This window comes from Rhodobacter sp. TJ_12, assembly GCF_020023995.1.
Lineage (GTDB): Bacteria > Pseudomonadota > Alphaproteobacteria > Rhodobacterales > Rhodobacteraceae > Rhodobacter.
The window spans coordinates 96,274-113,780 of sequence record NZ_NRRD01000001.1; the positions used below are offsets into that span (position 1 = coordinate 96,274).

A 17,507-nucleotide genomic window follows, 5' to 3' on the forward strand; every position below is an offset into this window, starting at 1 on the left:
AAGAACCCTCGCATCGGGAGTTTGCGACAAATGACGCAAATCAGCGGTTCACAGACCCGCCCCAGCGCGCAGGATGTGCGTGGCTTTCAGCATTATCCGGGCTGGTTGACGCCCCCAGAACAGGCCGCGCTGGTGAAAGACCTGCGCGCATTGGCGGCACAGGCCCCGCTTTTTTCGCCGATGACGCCTTATGGGCGGCCAATGTCGGTGCGCATGACCTCGGCGGGGCGGTTTGGCTGGGTGTCGGACCGGCGTGGCTATCGGTATAGCCAAACTCATCCTGAGGGCATGGCATGGCCCGCAATCCCGCAAAGCATTCTGGATGTGTGGCAGGCCGTGTCCGGCTCTGCCCGCGTGCCTGAATGCTGCTTGATCAATTTCTATGGCGAAGGCGCCAAGATGGGCATGCATCAAGATCGGGACGAGGCGGATTTCGCCGAGCCGGTCGTGTCGATCTCTTTGGGGGATGACGGGCTTTTCCGCATCGGCAACGAAACGCGCGGCGGCAAGACGCAAAGCCTTTGGCTGCGTTCCGGCGATGTGATGGTGATGGGTGGGGCCGCGCGGCTTCTCTATCACGGTGTGGACCGGATCGCACCCGGCACCTCGACCCTGTTGCCGCAAGGCGGGCGGATCAACCTGACCTTGCGGGTTGTCACCTGAAGTCCTGCGCCTTTTCAATTCGCCCTAAAGCCCCGCCTGCGCGGCGTCCCAGACTTTGCGCATCACGGTGGGCAGATCGGCGGGCGTAAACGCCACGCGGGGGGTAAAACCTTCGCCCTCAGCCCGTGCCAGCATCACCTTCAGCCGCAAATGAAAATGGGTGAAAGTGTGGCGCACTTCATGCGGCAGTTCCCCCCAATCTGCCGCGAGGGGCGGACGCGGCTCGGGCGTATCCGTCCCCCAATCAGTGCCCGGAAAACCAAGCATTCCACCCAAAAGCCCCTTTTCCGGGCGGCGCTCCAACAGCACGTCCCCCGCTGCATTGACCGCCACATAGGCCAGCCCAAACCGGGTCGGCTTTTCAGCCTTGGGGGCTTTGCGGGGCAGATCGGCCGCAATGCCCTGCGCTTTGGCGGCACAGAAAGCGTTGATCGGGCAGAGCGCACAAACGGGGGTGCGCGGGGTGCAGATGGTTGCCCCCAAATCCATCATCGCTTGCGCATGATCGCCCGGTCGGGTTTGCGGGGTAATCCGCCCCGCTTTTTCCACCAGTTCTGGCTTCGCAACCGGCATCGGGGTTTGCACCGACCAAAGCCGCGCCACCACGCGCTCCACATTGCCATCCACGACCACGGCGGGCTCATCAAAGGCAATCGCCGCCACCGCCGCCGCCGTATAGGGGCCGATGCCGGGAAGCTTTTGTAGCTCGGTTGCGGTTTCAGGGAACTTCCCATCGCGCTCTTGCGCCACGACACGCGCACATTTGAGCAGGTTGCGGGCACGGGCATAATAGCCCAGCCCCGCCCATTCGGCCATCACATCACCATCTTCTGCCGCGGCCAAATCGGCGACTGTGGGCCAGCGTTCGGTGAAACGGCGGAAATAGTCGCGCACGGCGGCCACAGTGGTTTGCTGCAACATCACCTCAGAAAGCCAAACGTGATACGGGTCGGGCCGCTGGGTCGCGCGCGCTTGTGGCCCCACCCGCCATGGCATCACCCGTGCGGATCGGTCGTACCAAGCCAAAAGCGCGGCGCCAGCCAATGTTTCATCCCCGTCACGCAATCTTTATGCTCCCCCGATCAGAGTTGTTATGGCAAACCCCCACAAGCCACCTAAAATAGCACCAGACCCCGCAAAGGCGAGAGCACGCGAAAGATGACCAACGCCCCCACCGACGCGCGCCCGGAAGAGCGCCCCGAGGCGCCCCGCAAAGGCCGCCGCCTGCGGGGGTTCGAGGCGGCTTCCGGTCTGGTGAAAGAGCGGATCCGCACCGCAGGCGAATCGCGCGGTTTTGCCGTGGCGCGGCTGATCACCCATTGGGCCGAGGTCGTCGGGCCGGAAATCGCCGCCGCTGCGCGCCCGGTAAAAATCGGCTATGGTCGCGAAGGGTTCGGTGCGACGCTGACGCTTCTGGTCGAAGGGCCGATGGCACCCCTGATCGATATGAAGCGCGATCAAATCCGCGCCAAGGTTAACGCCTGCTATGGCTATAATGCCATTGCGCGGGTGCATATCACCCAGACTGCCGCCACCGGCTTTGCCGAGGGGCAGGCGGTCTTTACCCCGCCGCCCAAGGCGCCCCGGCCCCAGCCCTCGCCCGAGGTCAATGCGCGCGCGCATGACGCAACCGAGGGGCTTCAAGACAGCGGGCTGCGGGCCGCGCTCGAAGAGTTGGGGCGCAATATCTACATGAAACCCACCATCGCCAAAGCCGATGGCGGGACACGCTAAGAAAGGCTGATCCATGAACCGTCGCTCTCTTCTTCTGGGCCTCTCTGGCACTGCGCTGCTTGCCGCTGCCGGGGGCTGGTCGCTGTTGCGGCCCAATGCCGAAGGCCTCTGGGCCAGCCCCGCGCTGGCGCAGGAAACGACCGGCGGGGCGGCCAATGATCTTTTGCCCGATGTCGCGATGGGGGCCGCCGATGCTCCGGTGACGCTGATCGAATATGCGTCGTTCACCTGCGGGCATTGCGCGAACTTCCATGAAACCGTCTTCAAGCCGCTCAAGCGCGAGTATATCGATACTGGCAAGGTCCGGTTCATTCTGCGCGAAGCCTATTTCGACGGGGTCGGGCTTTGGGCCGGGCAGGTCGCGCAATGCGGCGGTGATCTGAAATATTACGGCATCGTCGATATGTTGTTCGACGAGCAAAGCGCGTGGATCGGGGATGGCCAGCCGCAGACGATTGGTGACAACCTGCGCAAGATCGGGCTGCGTGCCGGTCTGACGAAAGAGCAGATCGAGGCCTGTCTGAATGACACCGCCCGGGCCGAGCGGATGGTGGCCACCTATCAGGCGCATTTCACCGCCGACGGGATCGAGGGCACGCCGACCCTGATGATCAACGGCAAAAAGCACAGCAACATGAGCTATGAGTCGCTGAAAAAGATCCTCGACGCCGAATTGGCGGGCTGAGCTCAAAGGCCCAGCCGGTCCAGCGCCTGTTCCAGAGGTGCGGCATTGCTCAGCCTCAGCCGCACCGGCAGCGCCAGCACATTGGGGCGAAACGCTATCGGCAGACGCGCGGCATCCTTTTCCGTGGTGACAAGTTGCGCCCCCGCAAGCCGCGCCTCGGTATCCAGCCGGGTCAACAGCCGCGCATTGAAGGGCTGATGATCGTCCAGCGCCTCGGCCCGGACCAGATCGGCCCCAAGTCCGCGCAACGTGGCAAAGAATTTCTCGGGATGGCCGATGCCCGCAAAGGCCAGCACCCGCAGCCCCTCCCAGTCCATGCCGGTTTGCAAGGGCATCAGCGCGCCTTGCAGATGTGGCACGGCAATGTGTGGCCCCCAACGCGTGACAAAATCCGCTTGCGCCGGGTCCGGACCAATCGAGATCAGAAGATCGGCCCGGGCAAGACCGGCCGCAACCGGTTCGCGCAGCGGTCCCGCGGGCAGGCAGCGCCCGTTGCCAAAGCCCTTCACCGCATCGACGACAACGATCGACAGATCTTTGTCCAGCGCCGGGTTTTGATGCCCGTCATCCAGCAAGATCACTTGCGCGCCTGCCGCCACCGCCGCCTGCGCGCCGGCGGCACGATCCTTGGCGACCCATGTGGGGGTGAACGCGGCCAGCAAGAGCGGTTCGTCGCCCACCTCTTCGGCTTTGTGGCGCATTTCATCGACGCGAACCGGGCCCTTGAGGCTGCCGCCATGGCCGCGGCTGACCACATGCGCGGTGATATCGCGCCCGGCCAGCAGTTGTGCCAGCGCGATCACGGTGGGGGTTTTGCCGGTGCCGCCTGCATTGATATTGCCCACCGAGACCACCGGCACCGCCACGCGCAGCCCCGGCTGGGCCACGCGGCGCGCGGTGGCGGCCCCATAGGCGCGCCCCAGCGGGGCCAGCAGCCGCGCCATCGGCGCCGGGGTCGCGGGGTCGGTGAACCAATGTGCGGGGGCCTGCATCAATCGTCCTTTCCATCGGTTGCGGCATCGCATTCACGCAAGATCGCGCAGACCACCGCCTCGGCCGCCGCCGCCCCGCCCGAGGTGACGGCCCACGCATTATGCGCCAGCGCCGCCGCCCGGTCGGGCGACATCAGATCGGCCACGGCTGCCCCCAAAGAGCTGGCATCGTGAATCGCGCGGGCCGCGCGCGCCTCTCCAAGCCGGGTATATTCTGACGTGTAAGGCGTGGTTTTGGGCCCATGTACCACGGCAGAGCCCAAAGCGGCAGCCTCGAACGGGCAGCGCGCGGCCCCCTGCGCGCCGCTTAGCGTGCCGCCCATATAGCTCACCGGGGCGATCCGATACCACAGCCCATATTCCGCCGGATCATCGGCCAGAAAAATCTCTGTCTCGTCCTCGGGTTCCCCCTCAAGCGCACGGCTGGCAACGGCCAGCCCCTGCGCGCTGAGCCGCGCGGCCAGATGCTCGGCGCTTTCAGGCGGGTCGGGGGCGAGGATCAGCAGCATTCGGTGCGCGTGGCGTGTGGCCCGTTCTTGTGCGGCGATCATCGCGTCGATCTCTTCGGGGGGCACGGCGGCGGCCAGCCAGACCGGTCGGGTCCGGGTCAGCGCGGCCAGCGAGACACGCTCGGCCTCGGAACAGCGCAGCGGCTCGGCGGGCTGGCCCAGAACGCCACTCACCTCAAGCTTGGCCGGTTCCACTCCCAACTGCAAAAGCGGCGTGATCGAACCTTGATCGCGCACCAATACCCGCGCCATGCGCCGTAACAGGGCGGGCTTGCCAAAGCCCCGCAGCGGCTGGCGGCCCGCGCTTTGCGGGGTCGCCTGCACATCCGCCATCATCACCGGCACATCGGCTTTGCCCGCCGCCTTGATCAGGGCACCGGGCAGGTCATTGCCGAAGAGCACCAGCAGATCGGGCGCAAGCTGACGCATCAGGGCGCGCGGCGATCCCTCGTCGCGCAGGCCACGCCGGATCACCGTTTCCGGCAAGCTGATGTCGATGTATTCGGGCAAAGCCACGATCAGCCGCAGATCGGGGCGCAGCCGCGCCAGCCGGGCAAGCACCAGCGCCGCGCCGGGGGCCAGTTCGCTTGCCTCCTCTGCGCCGATGCGCAAACAGATCAAGGGCGGTTCGGGGGGCGCGGTCTCCGCCGGGGCCGGGCCCGGAGCGGGTGCGCGGCGAAACCACCTAGAAGCCGATTGCAGCATCGCGGGCCTTTGGGATGTTAGCTGCCCAGTTCCTCGGTCAGCGAGGCGGGGGTTTCCTCGTCACGCAGCCGGTGCAGGTGGGCGATGAAATAGCGCGCATGGGCATCGTCCACGGTGCGTTGCGCCTCGGCCTTCCAAGCGGAATAGGCGGTGGCGTAATTGGGGTAGATCCCGACGATATGGATTTTCGACACATCTTTGAATTCGGTGCGCTCGGGCGAGACAAGCTCGCCGCCGAAAACAAGGTGCAGGCGTTGGGGATTTGTCTTGCTCATGGGCTTTCCTGTGCAATGGGTGGGGCGAGACTATGCGATGGCCCTTGGCCACTCAAGCGGCGATCGCGCGCTTGCGCTAACGATCAAGGCGGCGCAAGCTCTGTGGCTGTGGCAGCCTTCTTTGCGCCATGGCCCCAGATTTGCAGCCCGCGCCCTTGCGGACCCGCTTTTCAATCTGCGCGACAGGGTCTAAGGAACGGCCATGCGCAAGAGCCTACTTCAGATTTATGATGCCCGCGTCGCCACCGGCATGCTGCGCGCCGATGCGGCCCAACGCGCGCTTCTGCCCCGTTTCGACGAAATCATCGCCGCAATCGAAGCTCCGGTGAAAAAGCCCGGCTTGTTTGGCCTGTTTGCCAAACATCCCGAGGCGGTCCGGGGGCTTTACCTTTGGGGCGGTGTCGGGCGTGGCAAATCAATGCTGATGGATCTGTTCCACGAGGCGGTCGCGGTGCCCAAGCGGCGCGTGCATTTCCATGCCTTCATGCAAGAGGTTCAGGCCAAAATCGAGGCCGCGCGTCGCGCCAAGGAAGAAGACGCGCTTTTGCCCGTGGCCAAGGAAATCGCCGCCTCGGTCCGGCTGCTGTGTTTCGATGAAATGCAGATCACCGATATTGCCGATGCGATGATCGTGGGGCGGCTGTTCGAAGAGCTGTTCAAGCGTGGCGTCACCGTGGTGACCACCTCGAACCGCCCGCCCGAGGACCTTTATAAAAACGGGCTGAACCGGCAGTTGTTTCTGCCCTTCATCGATATTTTGCGCGACCAGCTTGAGGTGGTCGAAATCGCTTCGGAAACCGATTATCGCCAGCATCGGTTGACCGGCGCGCAGGTCTATTTCTCGCCCGCCTCAAAAGAGGCGCATGCGGCGATGGATGCGCTTTGGAATGAATTGACCGGCCATGACGCGACCACCAAGCTGGAGATCGAGGTCAAGGGGCGCAAAGTGGTGGTGCCGCATTATCACAACGGCGTTGGGCGCGCCACGTTTTGGGAATTGTGCGGCGCGATGTTGGGGCCGGCGGATTATCTGGCGATTGCCGATGCGCTGAAGGTCTTGATGATCGATGACATTCCGCAGCTTTCGGCCTCCAATTTCAACGAGGCGAAGCGGTTCGTGACGCTGATCGATACGCTTTATGAGGCGAAGGTGCGGCTGATCTGTTCGGCCGCCGAGGTGCCCGAGCGGCTTTACAACGAGGGCACGGGCAGCTTCGAGTTTGAGCGAACCGCCTCGCGCCTGCGCGAGATGCAATCGGCCGATTGGGGCACCGACCGGGGGTGACCGGTCGGCGGCGGCGTTCAGCCGTTGGGTCAGACTTTGGCCGGGGCCTCGGCCAGCAGTGCCCGCACGCGCGGCGCGACTTCGGTGCCGTAAAGCGCGATTGTTTCCCGCAAATGCGCGGGGTCTTGCGGCCCGGCGGAATATTTCAGCGTGAAGCGTTGCAGCCCCAAAACACCCATCGTTCGCGCGATCTTTTGCGCGACCGTTTCCGGGCTGCCCACGTAAAGCGAGCCCTGCGCAATCTCCTGTTCGAAGGCGGCGCGGGTGAAGGGCGGCCAGCCGCGCGTGCGCCCGATCAGATCATGCATCTTGGCATAGGCCGGGAAAAAGCGTTCTTTCGCCTCTTCATCGGTGGGGGCGATATGGCCCGGCGAATGGACCGATAGCGGCAACTCGGGCCCCCCCGCCTGCGCGCGCGCCTTGCGATAGAGATCGGCCAGAGGCGCAAACCGCGCCGGATTGCCGCCGATGATCGCCATCACCAAAGGCATATCCATGGCCGCTGCCTCCAGCACCGAGTCCGGGCTGCCGCCCACGCCACGCCAAACCTGCAACGGCTGTTCGGGGCGCGGGTAGACGGTGACATTTTGCAAGGCCGTGCGGTGATGGCCGCGGAAAGTGATCTTCTCTTGGCTCAAAAGCGCATGCAAAAGCTGCGCCTTTTCAGAAAAGAGCGTCTCGTAATCTTCCAGATCATAGCCAAAGAGCGGGAAGCTCTCGGTGAAAGAGCCACGGCCGATGGTGATTTCGGCCCGCCCCGGCGCCAGTGCCTCCAGCGTGGCAAAACGCTGGTAAAGCCGGATCGGGTCATCCGACGACAGCACCGTGACCGAGGTCCCTGCGTGGATCGATTTCGTTTTGGCCAAGATCGTGGCGATCAGCGGCTCCATCGACGAAATCGCGTAATCTGGGCGGTGATGTTCGCCAAGGCCAAAGTAATTCAGCCCGACCTCGTCGGCCAGAACGGCCTCGGCCAGTGTGTCGCGGATGACCTGCGCCGCGCTTTGCGGGCCGGATTGGTTGGCGGTGATATCGCCAAAAGTATCAAGGCCGAATTCAAGCGTCATGGCGGGCTCCTTTCCTTTCGGACAAAGATAGGGGCCGCCTGCCTGTGCGCCTAGGCAGATAGTCGCACAGGATCGGTGCGCAAATGCTCAGCCATTCTCGCGCAGCACTTGGCCCGCAAGATAAAGCGAGCCGCAAATGAGCACCCGGGCATGGGGCTCTTGCGCGGTGATCGCGGCAAGCGCTGACGCCACGCTTTCGGCCTCGGCCACCTGCGCAAAGCCTGCCTGATGCGCAGCGCGCGCCGTGTCGGACGCGGGCAGGGTGTTTGGCTCGCCGGGAATGGAAACCGCGGTCAGGCTGGGCGCCGCGCTGGCAAGCGGGCGTAAATAGCCGGTGATATCCTTGGTGTTCAGCATGCCGCAAATCAGATGCGTCGGGCGCGGGGCCATTCGTGCGAGCGTGCTTGCCACCGCCTGCCCACCCGCCGGGTTATGCCCGCCATCAAGCCAAAGCTCGGCCTTTGGCGCGGCTTCCACCAGCGGTCCGTGGCGCAGCCGTTGCATCCGCGCGGGCCATTGCGCGGCGGTGACCGCCGCCTCGCAGGCGGCTTCGCCATAGCCAAGGCAGCGCAGCGCCGCAACGGCGGCCCCTGCATTTTCTATCTGGTGCGGGCCGGGCAGGTTTGGCAGCGGCAAATCCAAAAGCCCGTTTTCATCTTGATAGATCAGACGGTCGCGTTCTTCGAAGGCGTGCCATTGCTGACCATGCGCGAAAAGGCTCACGCCCAGACGCGCGGCGCGCGCCTCGATCACATCCATGCCGTCCGGCTGCTGTGGGCCAACCACGCAGGGCACGCCACGTTTCAAGATGCCCGCCTTTTCCCCGGCAATCTCGGGCAGCGTTTCGCCCAGATATTGCTGATGGTCGATGGAAATGGGCGTCAGCACCGTCAGCGCGGGTTGGTCGATCACATTCGTCGCATCCAGCCGCCCGCCAAGGCCCACTTCCAACAGCGTGTAATCGGCGGGGGTGCGGGCAAAGGCCAGAATGGCCGCGACGGTGGTGACTTCGAAAAAGGTGATCGGCGCGCCGCCATTCGCAGCCTCGCATTCATCCAAAAGCGCGGCCAGATCGGGCTCGGAGATCAAATCGCCTGCCAGCCGGATGCGTTCATGAAACCGCGCCAGATGCGGCGAGGTATAGGCATGCACCCGCTTGCCAGACGCCTCCAGCCCCGCGCGGATCATTGCTTGGGTCGACCCTTTGCCATTCGTGCCCGCCAGATGGATGACGGGGGGCAGGGTGCGTTCGGGGTGACCCAAAGCGGCCAACAGCCGGTGCACACGATCGAGCGTCAGATCGATGATCTTCGGATGCAGCCCCATCAGCCGCGCAAGGATGTCATCGGAAGGTTGCGGCATCGGGCCCCCTGTTGTGCAAAGGCCGGGGCCAAATGGCCCCGGACCCGAAAATTTTAGGGCGAGACGCGCGCCTTACTCGGACTTTTGCGCCGCTTGGGCGGGCGTTTCCGGCGTCGGCTCTGCCGCGGTCTCATGGTCCGCCTCGGTTTCCGGCACGGAAATCTGGCCGGGCGGGGGCAGTTCGCCCCAGATCGCGGGCGGCTGGCTCATCATCAAGCGCAGCAAAACGATCAGTTCTTCGCGCATCTTCTTGCGATGCGTCACCCGGTCCAGCATGCCGTGATCAAGCAGATATTCCGCGCGCTGGAACCCCTCGGGCAATTTTTCGCGGATCGTTTGTTCGATCACGCGCGGCCCGGCAAAGCAGATCAGCGCATTCGGTTCGGCGATCTGCACATCGCCCAGCATCGCATAAGAGGCCGTCACGCCGCCCGTGGTGGGGTGGGTGAGCACAACGATATAAGGAAGGCCCGCATCCTTGAGCATTTGCACCGCCACGGTCGAACGCGGCATTTGCATCAGGCTCAGGATACCTTCTTGCATCCGCGCGCCCCCGGCGGCGGCAAACAGCACCATCGGGCATTTGCGTTCGACCGCGCGCAGCGCCGCGGCCAAGATCGCATTGCCGACATACATCCCCATGGAACCGCCCATGAAGGAAAAGTCCTGCCCAACGGCAACAATCGGCGTGCGCCCGATCTCGCCTTCGACCACCAGCATCGCGTCTTTCTCGCCTGTAACCTTTTGCGCGGACCGCATCCGGTCGGGGTAGCGCTTTTGATCCTTGAAGCTCAGCGGATCGGCGATCGGCTCGGGCACTTTCACCTCGGTAAAGATGCCCAGATCAAAGAGCGACTCGAACCGGTCGCGCGGCGTGATCGCCATGTGGTGATCGCAGTTGGTGCAGACGTTCAGATTGTCGGCCACCTCGCGGTGAAACAGCATCGTGCCGCATTCGGGGCATTTCGTCCAAAGGTTCTCGGGCATGTCGCGCCGTGTGAACAGCGAGTTGATCTTCGGTCGGACGTAGTTCGAGATCCAGTTCATCGGTTGCCCCTTGATTGCTGCGCCAGCGCTCAGCCGTGTTCCCGCCCAGATAAGCCTGACGCGCGGTAAATGCAATCAGCGGCGCAGCATCAGCCGGGCCAGAAGCCAGAAGACCAGCATCGATAGGCTGTCCATCGCAAGATAGGGGGCCATGGCCCAAGGGTCGCGAATATTGAGGACCAGCGTGTAAAGCGACAGCCCATCAAGCTGGCCATAAAGCGCGATCAAAAAGATCGCGCTGACGTTGTTGGCAAGGTGAAAGGCCAGTGCCGGGCCTAGGTTGCCCGCTCTGGCGGTCAGATCGGCGGCCAGAAGGCCGAACCCCATCGCCCATAGCGCCAGAAACAGCGCGGTCGTTCCATGCGCCCCCGGCGCGTAATGCAAAAGGCCAAACAGCGCCGCCGGAACGCCCATCCACAGCACGCGATTGCCTGTGCGTGCGGCGATCTGTTGCAGCAGATAACCGCGAAACACGAGCTCTTCCGCCGCGATCTGCACGAAAAGCAGCGGTGCGGCGAGCGGCAGCCAAGCCAGCAAGACCGAAGCTGGCGTCGATTTGGCAAGCTGCGGCTCAAAGGCCGATAGCGACGCGATCGCAAGCACGGCGATCATCAGTAGCCCAAAGACACGCGCGAAATCACGCCCTGCACCGGGGCCCAAAAGCGTGGCAATCGCGCGCCGGTGCAGCAGTCGCGTCACCAAAAGCGTGCCCAACGCCAGTGGCACGAAACTGGCCAACACCATCACCAGCCCAAAGGGCGAGCCCGCCCGGTCCATGGCCGTAAGCACCATGGCCAGTTCAAATTTGCCAAACACGAGGCCGATCAGCCCAAGCCCGCCAAACAGCGCCGCGAAATAGGTCGCGGCAATCAGCGTCAGCCCGACAAGGCTGCGCCAAATCTCGGCGCGGGCGGTGGCCGGGGCGATATAGGCATCCAGATTGGGGTAGGTCATTTCGGCTCCTCGGCGCAAATCTAGCGAGGCGCCCTTTGCCTCACAAGCGGCTTTACTTCGCGCCGCGCGCAGCGGATGAAGGGGCGCTTTCGCGGAGGATATATGTTCGAAGTCTCGCTTGATCTTGCTGCGATGCTGATCGCGGCCGCCTTTGCAGCGGGCTTTGTGGATGCGATTGCCGGGGGTGGCGGGTTGATTACCTTGCCGGTTCTGCTGTTGGCGGGGGCGACGCCCTTGCAGGCTTTGTCCACCAACAAGGTGCAGGGGGCCTTTGGCGCGGCCACGGCGGCGCTGACCTATGCCGCCAAGGGACAAGTCAACCTGCGCGCACAAATCGGCGCGGCCTCACTGGCCTTTCTGGCAGGGCTGGGCGGGGCCTTTTTGGTCTCTGTCCTGCCGACCGAGTCGGTGCGGGCGGTTTTGCCCTTTGTCTTAATCGCGATTGCTGCCTTTTTCGCGCTGCGCAAAGGTCTGGATGACACCGATCGCGCGCGGCGGATTTCGCCTGCGGCCTTCATCGCTTTTGTCGTGCCCTTGGTCGGGTTTTACGACGGTTTGATCGGTCCGGGGGCGGGGGCGTTTTACATGATCGGTTTCGTGATGCTGGCGGGCTATGGCGTTTTGCGCGCCACCGCGCATACGAAGCTTTTGAACTTCGCCTCCAATTTGGGGGGCTTGCTGGCCTTTGCCGCCACCGGTGCGCCATGGTGGGTGACGGGGCTGGCCATGGGGGTCGCACAGATCGCAGGCGCCAGCCTTGGCGCGCGCCTGGCCATGCGCAAGGGGGCAAAGCTGATCAAGCCGCTTTTGGTGTTCACCTCGACCGTGCTGGCGCTCAAGCTGATCTGGTGATCAGCAAAAACCCTCTGCGCGCCGCATCCCCCCCGTTTCGAGGCCGCGCCAATTGCGTTGTGCTGTGGGCAAAAACTCTTCCACCACCGGATGCGCCGGGTCGAGCGCACCGAGATTGACCAAAATCGACGTGATCGCCGCCTCTGCCGCGCGATTGGTCCCATCGGCAATTTTCAGCGCCACGCCGCGTTTTTGGTCCGGCAAGATCGCTACAAATACGCCTTCGGCGCCCACTTTCACCGCCACCTTGCCACCCGTGGCGCGCATCAGCTTGGTGCAGGCGCGCTCTTCGCCCGCGACCAGCTCGGGAAAGGCCACCATCGCTTGGCGCAGCCGCACAGCTGCATTTTCGCGCAGCCCGCCCTCGGGGGTGGCGGCCGCAAAGAATTGCATCGCGCGGGCCAGTGCCCCGATCGTGCAGGCGAAATTCGGGGCCGAGCAGCCATCGATCCCCCAACCCGCTGCCGTTTCTTGCGTCACCTCTTCAAAGGTCGCGCGCACCGCGCGCTGCACGGGGTGGTCGATCTCGATATAATCGGGCCCGCCTTTCAGATGCCGGTTCAAGGTCAGAAACCCCGCATGCTTGCCCGAGCAATTGTTGTGGATTTGGCAGGGCGTCTCTTCGGTGCAGGTGAAATGGCGGCGGGCCACGGGGTCGCGCGGCACATGCGCACCACAGCGCAAATCGTCATCGGCCAAACCCAAGTCTTTCAGCCATGTCGCCACCGCTTGCGTGTGCAACGCCGCACCCGAATGGCTGGCGCAGGCCAGCGCCAGTTGCCGGTCCGTCAGCCCAGCCACATCGGCGGCGCCGCTTTCCACCAAGGGCAGTGCTTGGATCATCTTGCACGACGACCGCGGAAAGATCACCGCATCGGCTTGCCCCCAGATCATTTCCGGCCCCTGCGGGCCGTAAACCACCGCATGTCCGGCATGCTCGCTTTCGCACAAGCCCCCGCGCCAAAGCTCGATCAGCGTTTGTGGTGCCATTCCCGCCCCTTTCATGCGCGAAATCCTGCCGTGGGGGCTTTCCCCGCTCGGCACTTTTGCGTTATCTCTCGACAATCGAGTTGAAATAGCAACCGCCAGAGTGAACAAGGGCAAAAGCCCGAGGGCGGACAGAGGCATCAGACAGCTGGAGGCTGTTCCATGAAGACGATCATTTCGAGCGTCGCTGCAGTTCTTGCCGCGTCGCTGGCATTTTCCCCGATGGCAAGCGCGCAAGAAAGCTCGAACCGGGTGGCGGCGGAAACCGACTGGAGCGTTTTCGTCGAGGACAGCCCGAAAGAGTGCTGGGGCGTTGTGCCGCCGCAAAAGACGGTCAACAGCAAGAATGGCAAGCCGGTGCAGGTGCGCCGGTCGGAAATTCTGTTGTTCGTGACCCATCGCCCGGGCAAGCCGCCCGAGGTGATGTTCATGGGCGGCTATCCGTTTGCCAAAGGTTCTACCGTAGAGTTGAAGGTCAACACTGGGCAGACCTTCAACCTGTTTACCAATGGCGAAGGCGCGTGGGCGGGCAGCCCCGAAGATGACGCCAAGATCATTGCCGCGATGAAGGCGGGGGCCGATGTGCTGGTGACGGGCCGTTCGAGCCGTGGCACCAAGACCGAGGATACCTTTTCCTTGATGGGTTTTACCGCCGCGATGGAAGAAGCCGCCAAGCGCTGCCAGTAAGCCGCGCCGAAATTGCGTCAGCCCCGGCTAGGCCGGGGCTTTTGCGTTTTTACTACCTCTCGTGCTGCGAATCCCCTATATGCACGGCTTGCCCAACTCAGGACGCGCCATGACCGAGCCCACCTCCCCCGTCACGCAAGACGTGCTGACCGTGCCGCGCAAGCTGCCCGAAGGCGGCAAGCTGAACCTTGTCGGCCTGACCCGCGCGGAATTGCGCGATGCACTGATCGCCGCGGGCACGCCCGAGAAACAGGCCAAGATGCGCGTCGGGCAGGTCTGGCAATGGATCTACCACTGGGGTGTGCGCGATTTCGCGGCGATGACGAATTTGGCCAAAGACTATCGCGCGCTTCTGGATCGGCATTTCGAGATTGCCTTGCCCGAAGTGGTGACCTGTCAGGTCTCGCTTGATGGCACGCGCAAATATCTGTTGCGGATCGCGGGCGGCCATGAGGTCGAGGCGGTTTATATCCCCGAGGAAAATCGCGGCACGCTTTGCATCTCCAGCCAGGTGGGCTGCACGCTGACCTGTTCGTTTTGCCATACCGGCACGCAAAAGCTGGTGCGCAACCTGACGGCGGGCGAGATTGTGGGCCAAGTGATGGTGGCGCGCGATGATTTGGGCGAATGGCCGAAACCGGGCGAGCCCAAGGATGAGACGCGGTTGATTTCCAACGTCGTGCTGATGGGCATGGGCGAGCCGCTTTACAACTTTGAAAACGTCCGCAACGCGATGCAAGTCGTGATGGATGGCGAGGGGCTGACGCTGTCGCGCCGCCGGATCACGCTGTCGACCAGCGGGATCGTGCCCGAGATTGCCCGCACCGCCGAGGAAATCGGCTGTCTTCTGGCGATTTCCTTCCATGCCACCACCGACGAGGTGCGCGACAAGCTGGTGCCGGTGAACAAGAAATGGAACATCGCCACACTTTTGGATGCCTTGCGCGACTATCCGCGGCTGTCGAACAGCGAGCGGATCACCTTTGAATATGTCATGCTCAAGGGCGTGAATGACAGCGACGAGGATGCCCGGCGGCTGATCAAGCTGATCCGGGGCATTCCGGCGAAGATCAACCTCATTCCGTTCAACGAATGGCCCGGCTCGCCCTATCAGCGCAGCGATTGGGAGCGGATCGAGGCGTTTGCCGATATCGTCTATAAGGCGGGCTATGCCGCGCCGATCCGCACCCCGCGCGGCGAGGATATCATGGCCGCTTGCGGGCAGTTGAAATCCGCCACCGAGCGGGCACGGAAATCGAAGGCGCAAATCGCGGATGAGGCGGGGCTGTAAGGGTTACCGCCCCGGCCACAAACACCAATCGTGCCCATAAAAGAAACGAACCTCGGCGGCCGCTTTGTCGAGCGTGGGCACATCGCGGCATTTTGCAACCAGCAACCCGCCCGGATGCGCGGCCAGCCACGCGGGCGCGGCCTCTGCGGTGAGCACCTGCACCTTTTCGGTCAAGCGTCCCTCGAAGCCGAATTCGGAATTATAGCGTCCCGTCACCGTGGCCAGGCCCTGTGCCTGATGCGCGGCCATCTGCCGGGCGATTGGGGCGCTGTCATAGGCCGGGCCAAGGCCCGTGCTGGCAATCAGCCCGACAAAGCCCAACACAAGCCCGAGGCCTGAAAGGCCAAGCCCGAAAAGCTGCGGCAGGCGCCAAACCAGTGCGGCCAGCAGCAGGCAAAACAGGGCAAAGCCAATCGGCCCCCAAAGCGGATGCAAAAGCGCAGCGGTTTGCGCATCCCCCACGCGCACAGCCAAGGCGAGCGGCGCGATACCCGCTAAAGCCAGCAGCACGATCACCGGCAGGTGTGACCAGCGCCCGGGGGCCGCCGCCGTGCCAGACGCTAAAAAGGCGCGCGCGGCGATCAATGCGAAAGCGGGTAGTTCGGGCAAAAGGTAATGCACCTGCTTGCCAGATATGAACGAAAACAGAAAAAGCCCTGCGCCCGCTTGCATTAGCATCAACCGCAAAGCGCGGTCCGTCAGGCGTAGCTTGGCCACCCCGCGCCAAAAGCTGGGCGACCATACCCAAGGGAAAAGGGCGAATGGCAGCATCGCCAGCAGCCACCAAAAGGGCCGCGCATGGGCGAAGCTTTGCACCGTGCGGCCGGCCGTTTGTTCCCACAAGATCATGCGGCGATACTCGGCCCCGCCGGTGATTGCGGCGGGCACAACCCATAGCGCCACCACCGCCATTGCGACGCCAAGTGCCAGCCCGGCGCCTTTCGCGATGTCACGCCCCACCGGGCGGCAAAGCGGATCGGCCCAAAGCGGTGCCGCCAAAAGTGCGGGCGCAAGGTGGAACAAAATCACCGGCCCTTTCGCTAAAACCCCAAAGGCCAGCGCAAGGCCAAAGCCGCCCCAAGCCCAGCGGTTCACCCCCGGCGCGCCTAAGGCGGAAATCAACGCCCAAAGCCCCGCCAAGGTTGCGGTCGACAAAAGCGTGTCGAACATCGTTGCACCGCCATAGGCGGCAAAGACGCTTAACCCCGCCAACAAAATCGCTGCTGTGGCCCCGGTGGCGTTGTCCCAAAGTCGCCGCCCCAAAGCCCATGTGCCGGCCAGCGTGACCAAGGCAAAGAACGGCCCCACAAGCCGCCCGGCAAAGCCGCTGACCGCGCCGACGGCGGTCCAGACCAAGTTGATGAGCCAAAACAGAAGCGGCGGTTTGTCGGTATAAAGCTCGAAGTTTTTGAGTGGCAGGACCCAACTGCCTTCCAGCCGCATCTCGCGCGCCACGTCGATGTAGCGGGTCTCGTCAATCGGTAAAAGCGGGCGCAGCATGACCCCAAGCACCGCCACGGCCGCGAAGGCCAGCATCATCGCAATGACAAAAGCCGTCGGTTGGGCGCGCCCCTCAGGCGGTGCCATTCTTCCAGCTTTCGATGATCTCCACCGCTTCCTCCGCCGTTTCGACAAAATTCATCAGCTCAAGATCTTCGCGTGCAATCGTGCCCGCTTCGGCCAGCATATCCCAGTTGACCACATTTTTCCAAAAATCCACGCCGAACAGAATAAGCGGGATGCGCTTCATCCGATGCGTCTGGATCAGCGTCAGGGTTTCGAACATTTCATCCAGCGTGCCAAAGCCGCCCGGAAAGACGCAAACCGCCTTGGCCCGCATTAGGAAGTGCATCTTGCGAATGGCGAAATAGTGGAAGTTGAAGCACAGATCGGGCGTGACATAGGCGTTGGGCGCCTGTTCATGCGGCAGCACGATATTGAGCCCGATGGATTGCCCGCCCGCCTCATGCGCGCCGCGGTTGCCCGCCTCCATCACGCCCGGGCCGCCACCGGTGCAGATCACATATTCCCGCCCATAGCGCGCCATCGAAATCTCGGTCATCATCCGGGCGAATTTCAGCGCTTCGTCGTAGTAGCGGCTCAACTCGGCCAGTGCCGGGGTTTTGGCTGTGTCTTTTTGCGCGGGTTCAGGGATGCGCGCGCCGCCAAACATCACAACCGTGCTTTCCACGCCGCGCTCATCCATGATGAGTTCGGGTTTGAGCAACTCAAGCTGCAACCGCACGGGCCGCAACTCTTCGCGCATCATGAACCCGTCATCGGCAAAGGCCAGCTTATAGGCGGGCGCGCGGGTTTGCGGCGTGTCGGGAATGTCTTTCGCTGCGCGCGCATCCATGATGCTGTCACGGAACGGATGGGACCGGCTGTCGTCTTTCATGATTGGGCTCATTG

18 protein-coding genes are annotated in these 17,507 nt (G+C 63.5%); 7 read left to right on the top strand and 11 right to left on the bottom strand.

Going from position 1 to position 17,507, the window contains the following annotated elements:
• Positions 1-30 precede the first annotated feature (30 nt).
• On the top strand, positions 31-663 hold the full coding sequence (locus CKO11_RS00445; protein ID WP_223631807.1) for an alpha-ketoglutarate-dependent dioxygenase AlkB family protein: 633 nt from the start codon (positions 31-33) through the stop codon (positions 661-663).
• 24 nt (positions 664-687) lie between these two features.
• Here the strand turns inward: CKO11_RS00445 and mutY are convergent, their stop codons facing one another.
• Positions 688-1,728 (bottom strand): A/G-specific adenine glycosylase, encoded by a 1,041-nt coding sequence (mutY, locus tag CKO11_RS00450; RefSeq protein WP_223631809.1) that lies wholly within the window; start codon positions 1,726-1,728, stop codon positions 688-690.
• A gap of 93 nt (positions 1,729-1,821) precedes the next feature.
• Between mutY and CKO11_RS00455 the strand changes: the two genes are divergently transcribed.
• Together CKO11_RS00455 and CKO11_RS00460 are read left to right on the top strand one after the other, a co-directional pair.
• Positions 1,822-2,397 carry a DUF721 domain-containing protein gene (locus CKO11_RS00455; RefSeq protein WP_223631811.1) on the top strand — a complete coding sequence of 192 codons (576 nt, stop codon included), beginning with the start codon at positions 1,822-1,824 and terminating at the stop codon, positions 2,395-2,397.
• A 13-nt stretch (positions 2,398-2,410) separates the two neighbouring features.
• Positions 2,411-3,082 carry a DsbA family protein gene (locus CKO11_RS00460; RefSeq protein WP_223631813.1) on the top strand — a complete coding sequence of 224 codons (672 nt, stop codon included), beginning with the start codon at positions 2,411-2,413 and terminating at the stop codon, positions 3,080-3,082.
• Positions 3,083-3,084: 2 nt separating this feature from the next.
• Here CKO11_RS00460 and lpxK read toward each other — a convergent pair whose 3' ends face one another.
• The 3 genes from lpxK to CKO11_RS00475 all read right to left on the bottom strand — a co-directional run bounded on the left by lpxK (position 3,085) and on the right by CKO11_RS00475 (position 5,563).
• Complete coding sequence (gene lpxK / locus CKO11_RS00465; RefSeq protein ID WP_223631815.1) at positions 3,085-4,074, bottom strand: tetraacyldisaccharide 4'-kinase; 990 nt, start codon at positions 4,072-4,074, stop codon at positions 3,085-3,087.
• Positions 4,074-5,204: a 3-deoxy-D-manno-octulosonic acid transferase gene (locus tag CKO11_RS00470; protein WP_223631817.1), complete on the bottom strand. Its 1,131-nt coding sequence runs from the start codon at positions 5,202-5,204 to the stop codon at positions 4,074-4,076. The genes lpxK and CKO11_RS00470 overlap by 1 nt, the downstream gene beginning before the upstream one ends.
• Positions 5,205-5,305: 101 nt before the next feature.
• Positions 5,306-5,563, bottom strand: a complete 258-nt coding sequence (locus CKO11_RS00475) for a DUF4170 domain-containing protein (RefSeq protein WP_223631819.1) — start codon at positions 5,561-5,563, stop codon at positions 5,306-5,308.
• Positions 5,564-5,765: 202 nt separating this feature from the next.
• On the opposite strand from CKO11_RS00475, the gene zapE reads away from it, so the two are divergent.
• A complete protein-coding gene (gene zapE, locus CKO11_RS00480; protein ID WP_223631821.1) occupies positions 5,766-6,848 on the top strand; it encodes a cell division protein ZapE in 1,083 nt (360 codons plus the stop codon).
• 29 nt (positions 6,849-6,877) lie between these two features.
• Here the strand turns inward: zapE and CKO11_RS00485 are convergent, their stop codons facing one another.
• The 4 genes from CKO11_RS00485 to CKO11_RS00500 form a co-directional block, all read right to left on the bottom strand.
• Positions 6,878-7,915: an LLM class flavin-dependent oxidoreductase gene (locus CKO11_RS00485; RefSeq protein ID WP_223631823.1), complete on the bottom strand. Its 1,038-nt coding sequence runs from the start codon at positions 7,913-7,915 to the stop codon at positions 6,878-6,880.
• 87 nt (positions 7,916-8,002) lie between these two features.
• Entirely contained in the window at positions 8,003-9,277 is a 1,275-nt protein-coding gene (locus CKO11_RS00490) for a bifunctional folylpolyglutamate synthase/dihydrofolate synthase (protein ID WP_223631825.1), read from the bottom strand.
• Positions 9,278-9,349: 72 nt separating this feature from the next.
• Complete coding sequence (gene accD / locus CKO11_RS00495) at positions 9,350-10,324, bottom strand: acetyl-CoA carboxylase, carboxyltransferase subunit beta (RefSeq protein ID WP_223631827.1); 975 nt, start codon at positions 10,322-10,324, stop codon at positions 9,350-9,352.
• A 75-nt stretch (positions 10,325-10,399) separates the two neighbouring features.
• A complete protein-coding gene (locus tag CKO11_RS00500; RefSeq protein WP_223631829.1) occupies positions 10,400-11,278 on the bottom strand; it encodes a CPBP family intramembrane glutamic endopeptidase in 879 nt (292 codons plus the stop codon).
• A gap of 102 nt (positions 11,279-11,380) precedes the next feature.
• Here CKO11_RS00500 and CKO11_RS00505 point away from each other — a divergent pair, with 102 nt between their 5' ends.
• Positions 11,381-12,130 carry a TSUP family transporter gene (locus CKO11_RS00505; RefSeq protein ID WP_223631832.1) on the top strand — a complete coding sequence of 250 codons (750 nt, stop codon included), beginning with the start codon at positions 11,381-11,383 and terminating at the stop codon, positions 12,128-12,130.
• Here the strand turns inward: CKO11_RS00505 and CKO11_RS00510 are convergent, their stop codons facing one another.
• Positions 12,131-13,120: an asparaginase gene (locus CKO11_RS00510; protein WP_223631834.1), complete on the bottom strand. Its 990-nt coding sequence runs from the start codon at positions 13,118-13,120 to the stop codon at positions 12,131-12,133. It lies immediately after the preceding gene.
• A 159-nt stretch (positions 13,121-13,279) separates the two neighbouring features.
• On the opposite strand from CKO11_RS00510, the gene CKO11_RS00515 reads away from it, so the two are divergent.
• A complete protein-coding gene (locus tag CKO11_RS00515) occupies positions 13,280-13,804 on the top strand; it encodes an invasion associated locus B family protein (protein ID WP_200255613.1) in 525 nt (174 codons plus the stop codon).
• 109 nt (positions 13,805-13,913) lie between these two features.
• Entirely contained in the window at positions 13,914-15,095 is a 1,182-nt protein-coding gene (gene rlmN / locus CKO11_RS00520) for a 23S rRNA (adenine(2503)-C(2))-methyltransferase RlmN (RefSeq protein WP_223631835.1), read from the top strand.
• A gap of 3 nt (positions 15,096-15,098) precedes the next feature.
• Here the strand turns inward: rlmN and CKO11_RS00525 are convergent, their stop codons facing one another.
• Positions 15,099-16,682, bottom strand: a complete 1,584-nt coding sequence (locus CKO11_RS00525) for an ArnT family glycosyltransferase (protein WP_223631837.1) — start codon at positions 16,680-16,682, stop codon at positions 15,099-15,101.
• On the bottom strand, positions 16,669-17,493 hold the full coding sequence (locus tag CKO11_RS00530) for an LOG family protein (protein WP_223631840.1): 825 nt from the start codon (positions 17,491-17,493) through the stop codon (positions 16,669-16,671). Before CKO11_RS00530 ends, CKO11_RS00525 begins: the two co-directional genes overlap by 14 nt.
• Positions 17,494-17,507: the final 14 nt, after the last annotated feature.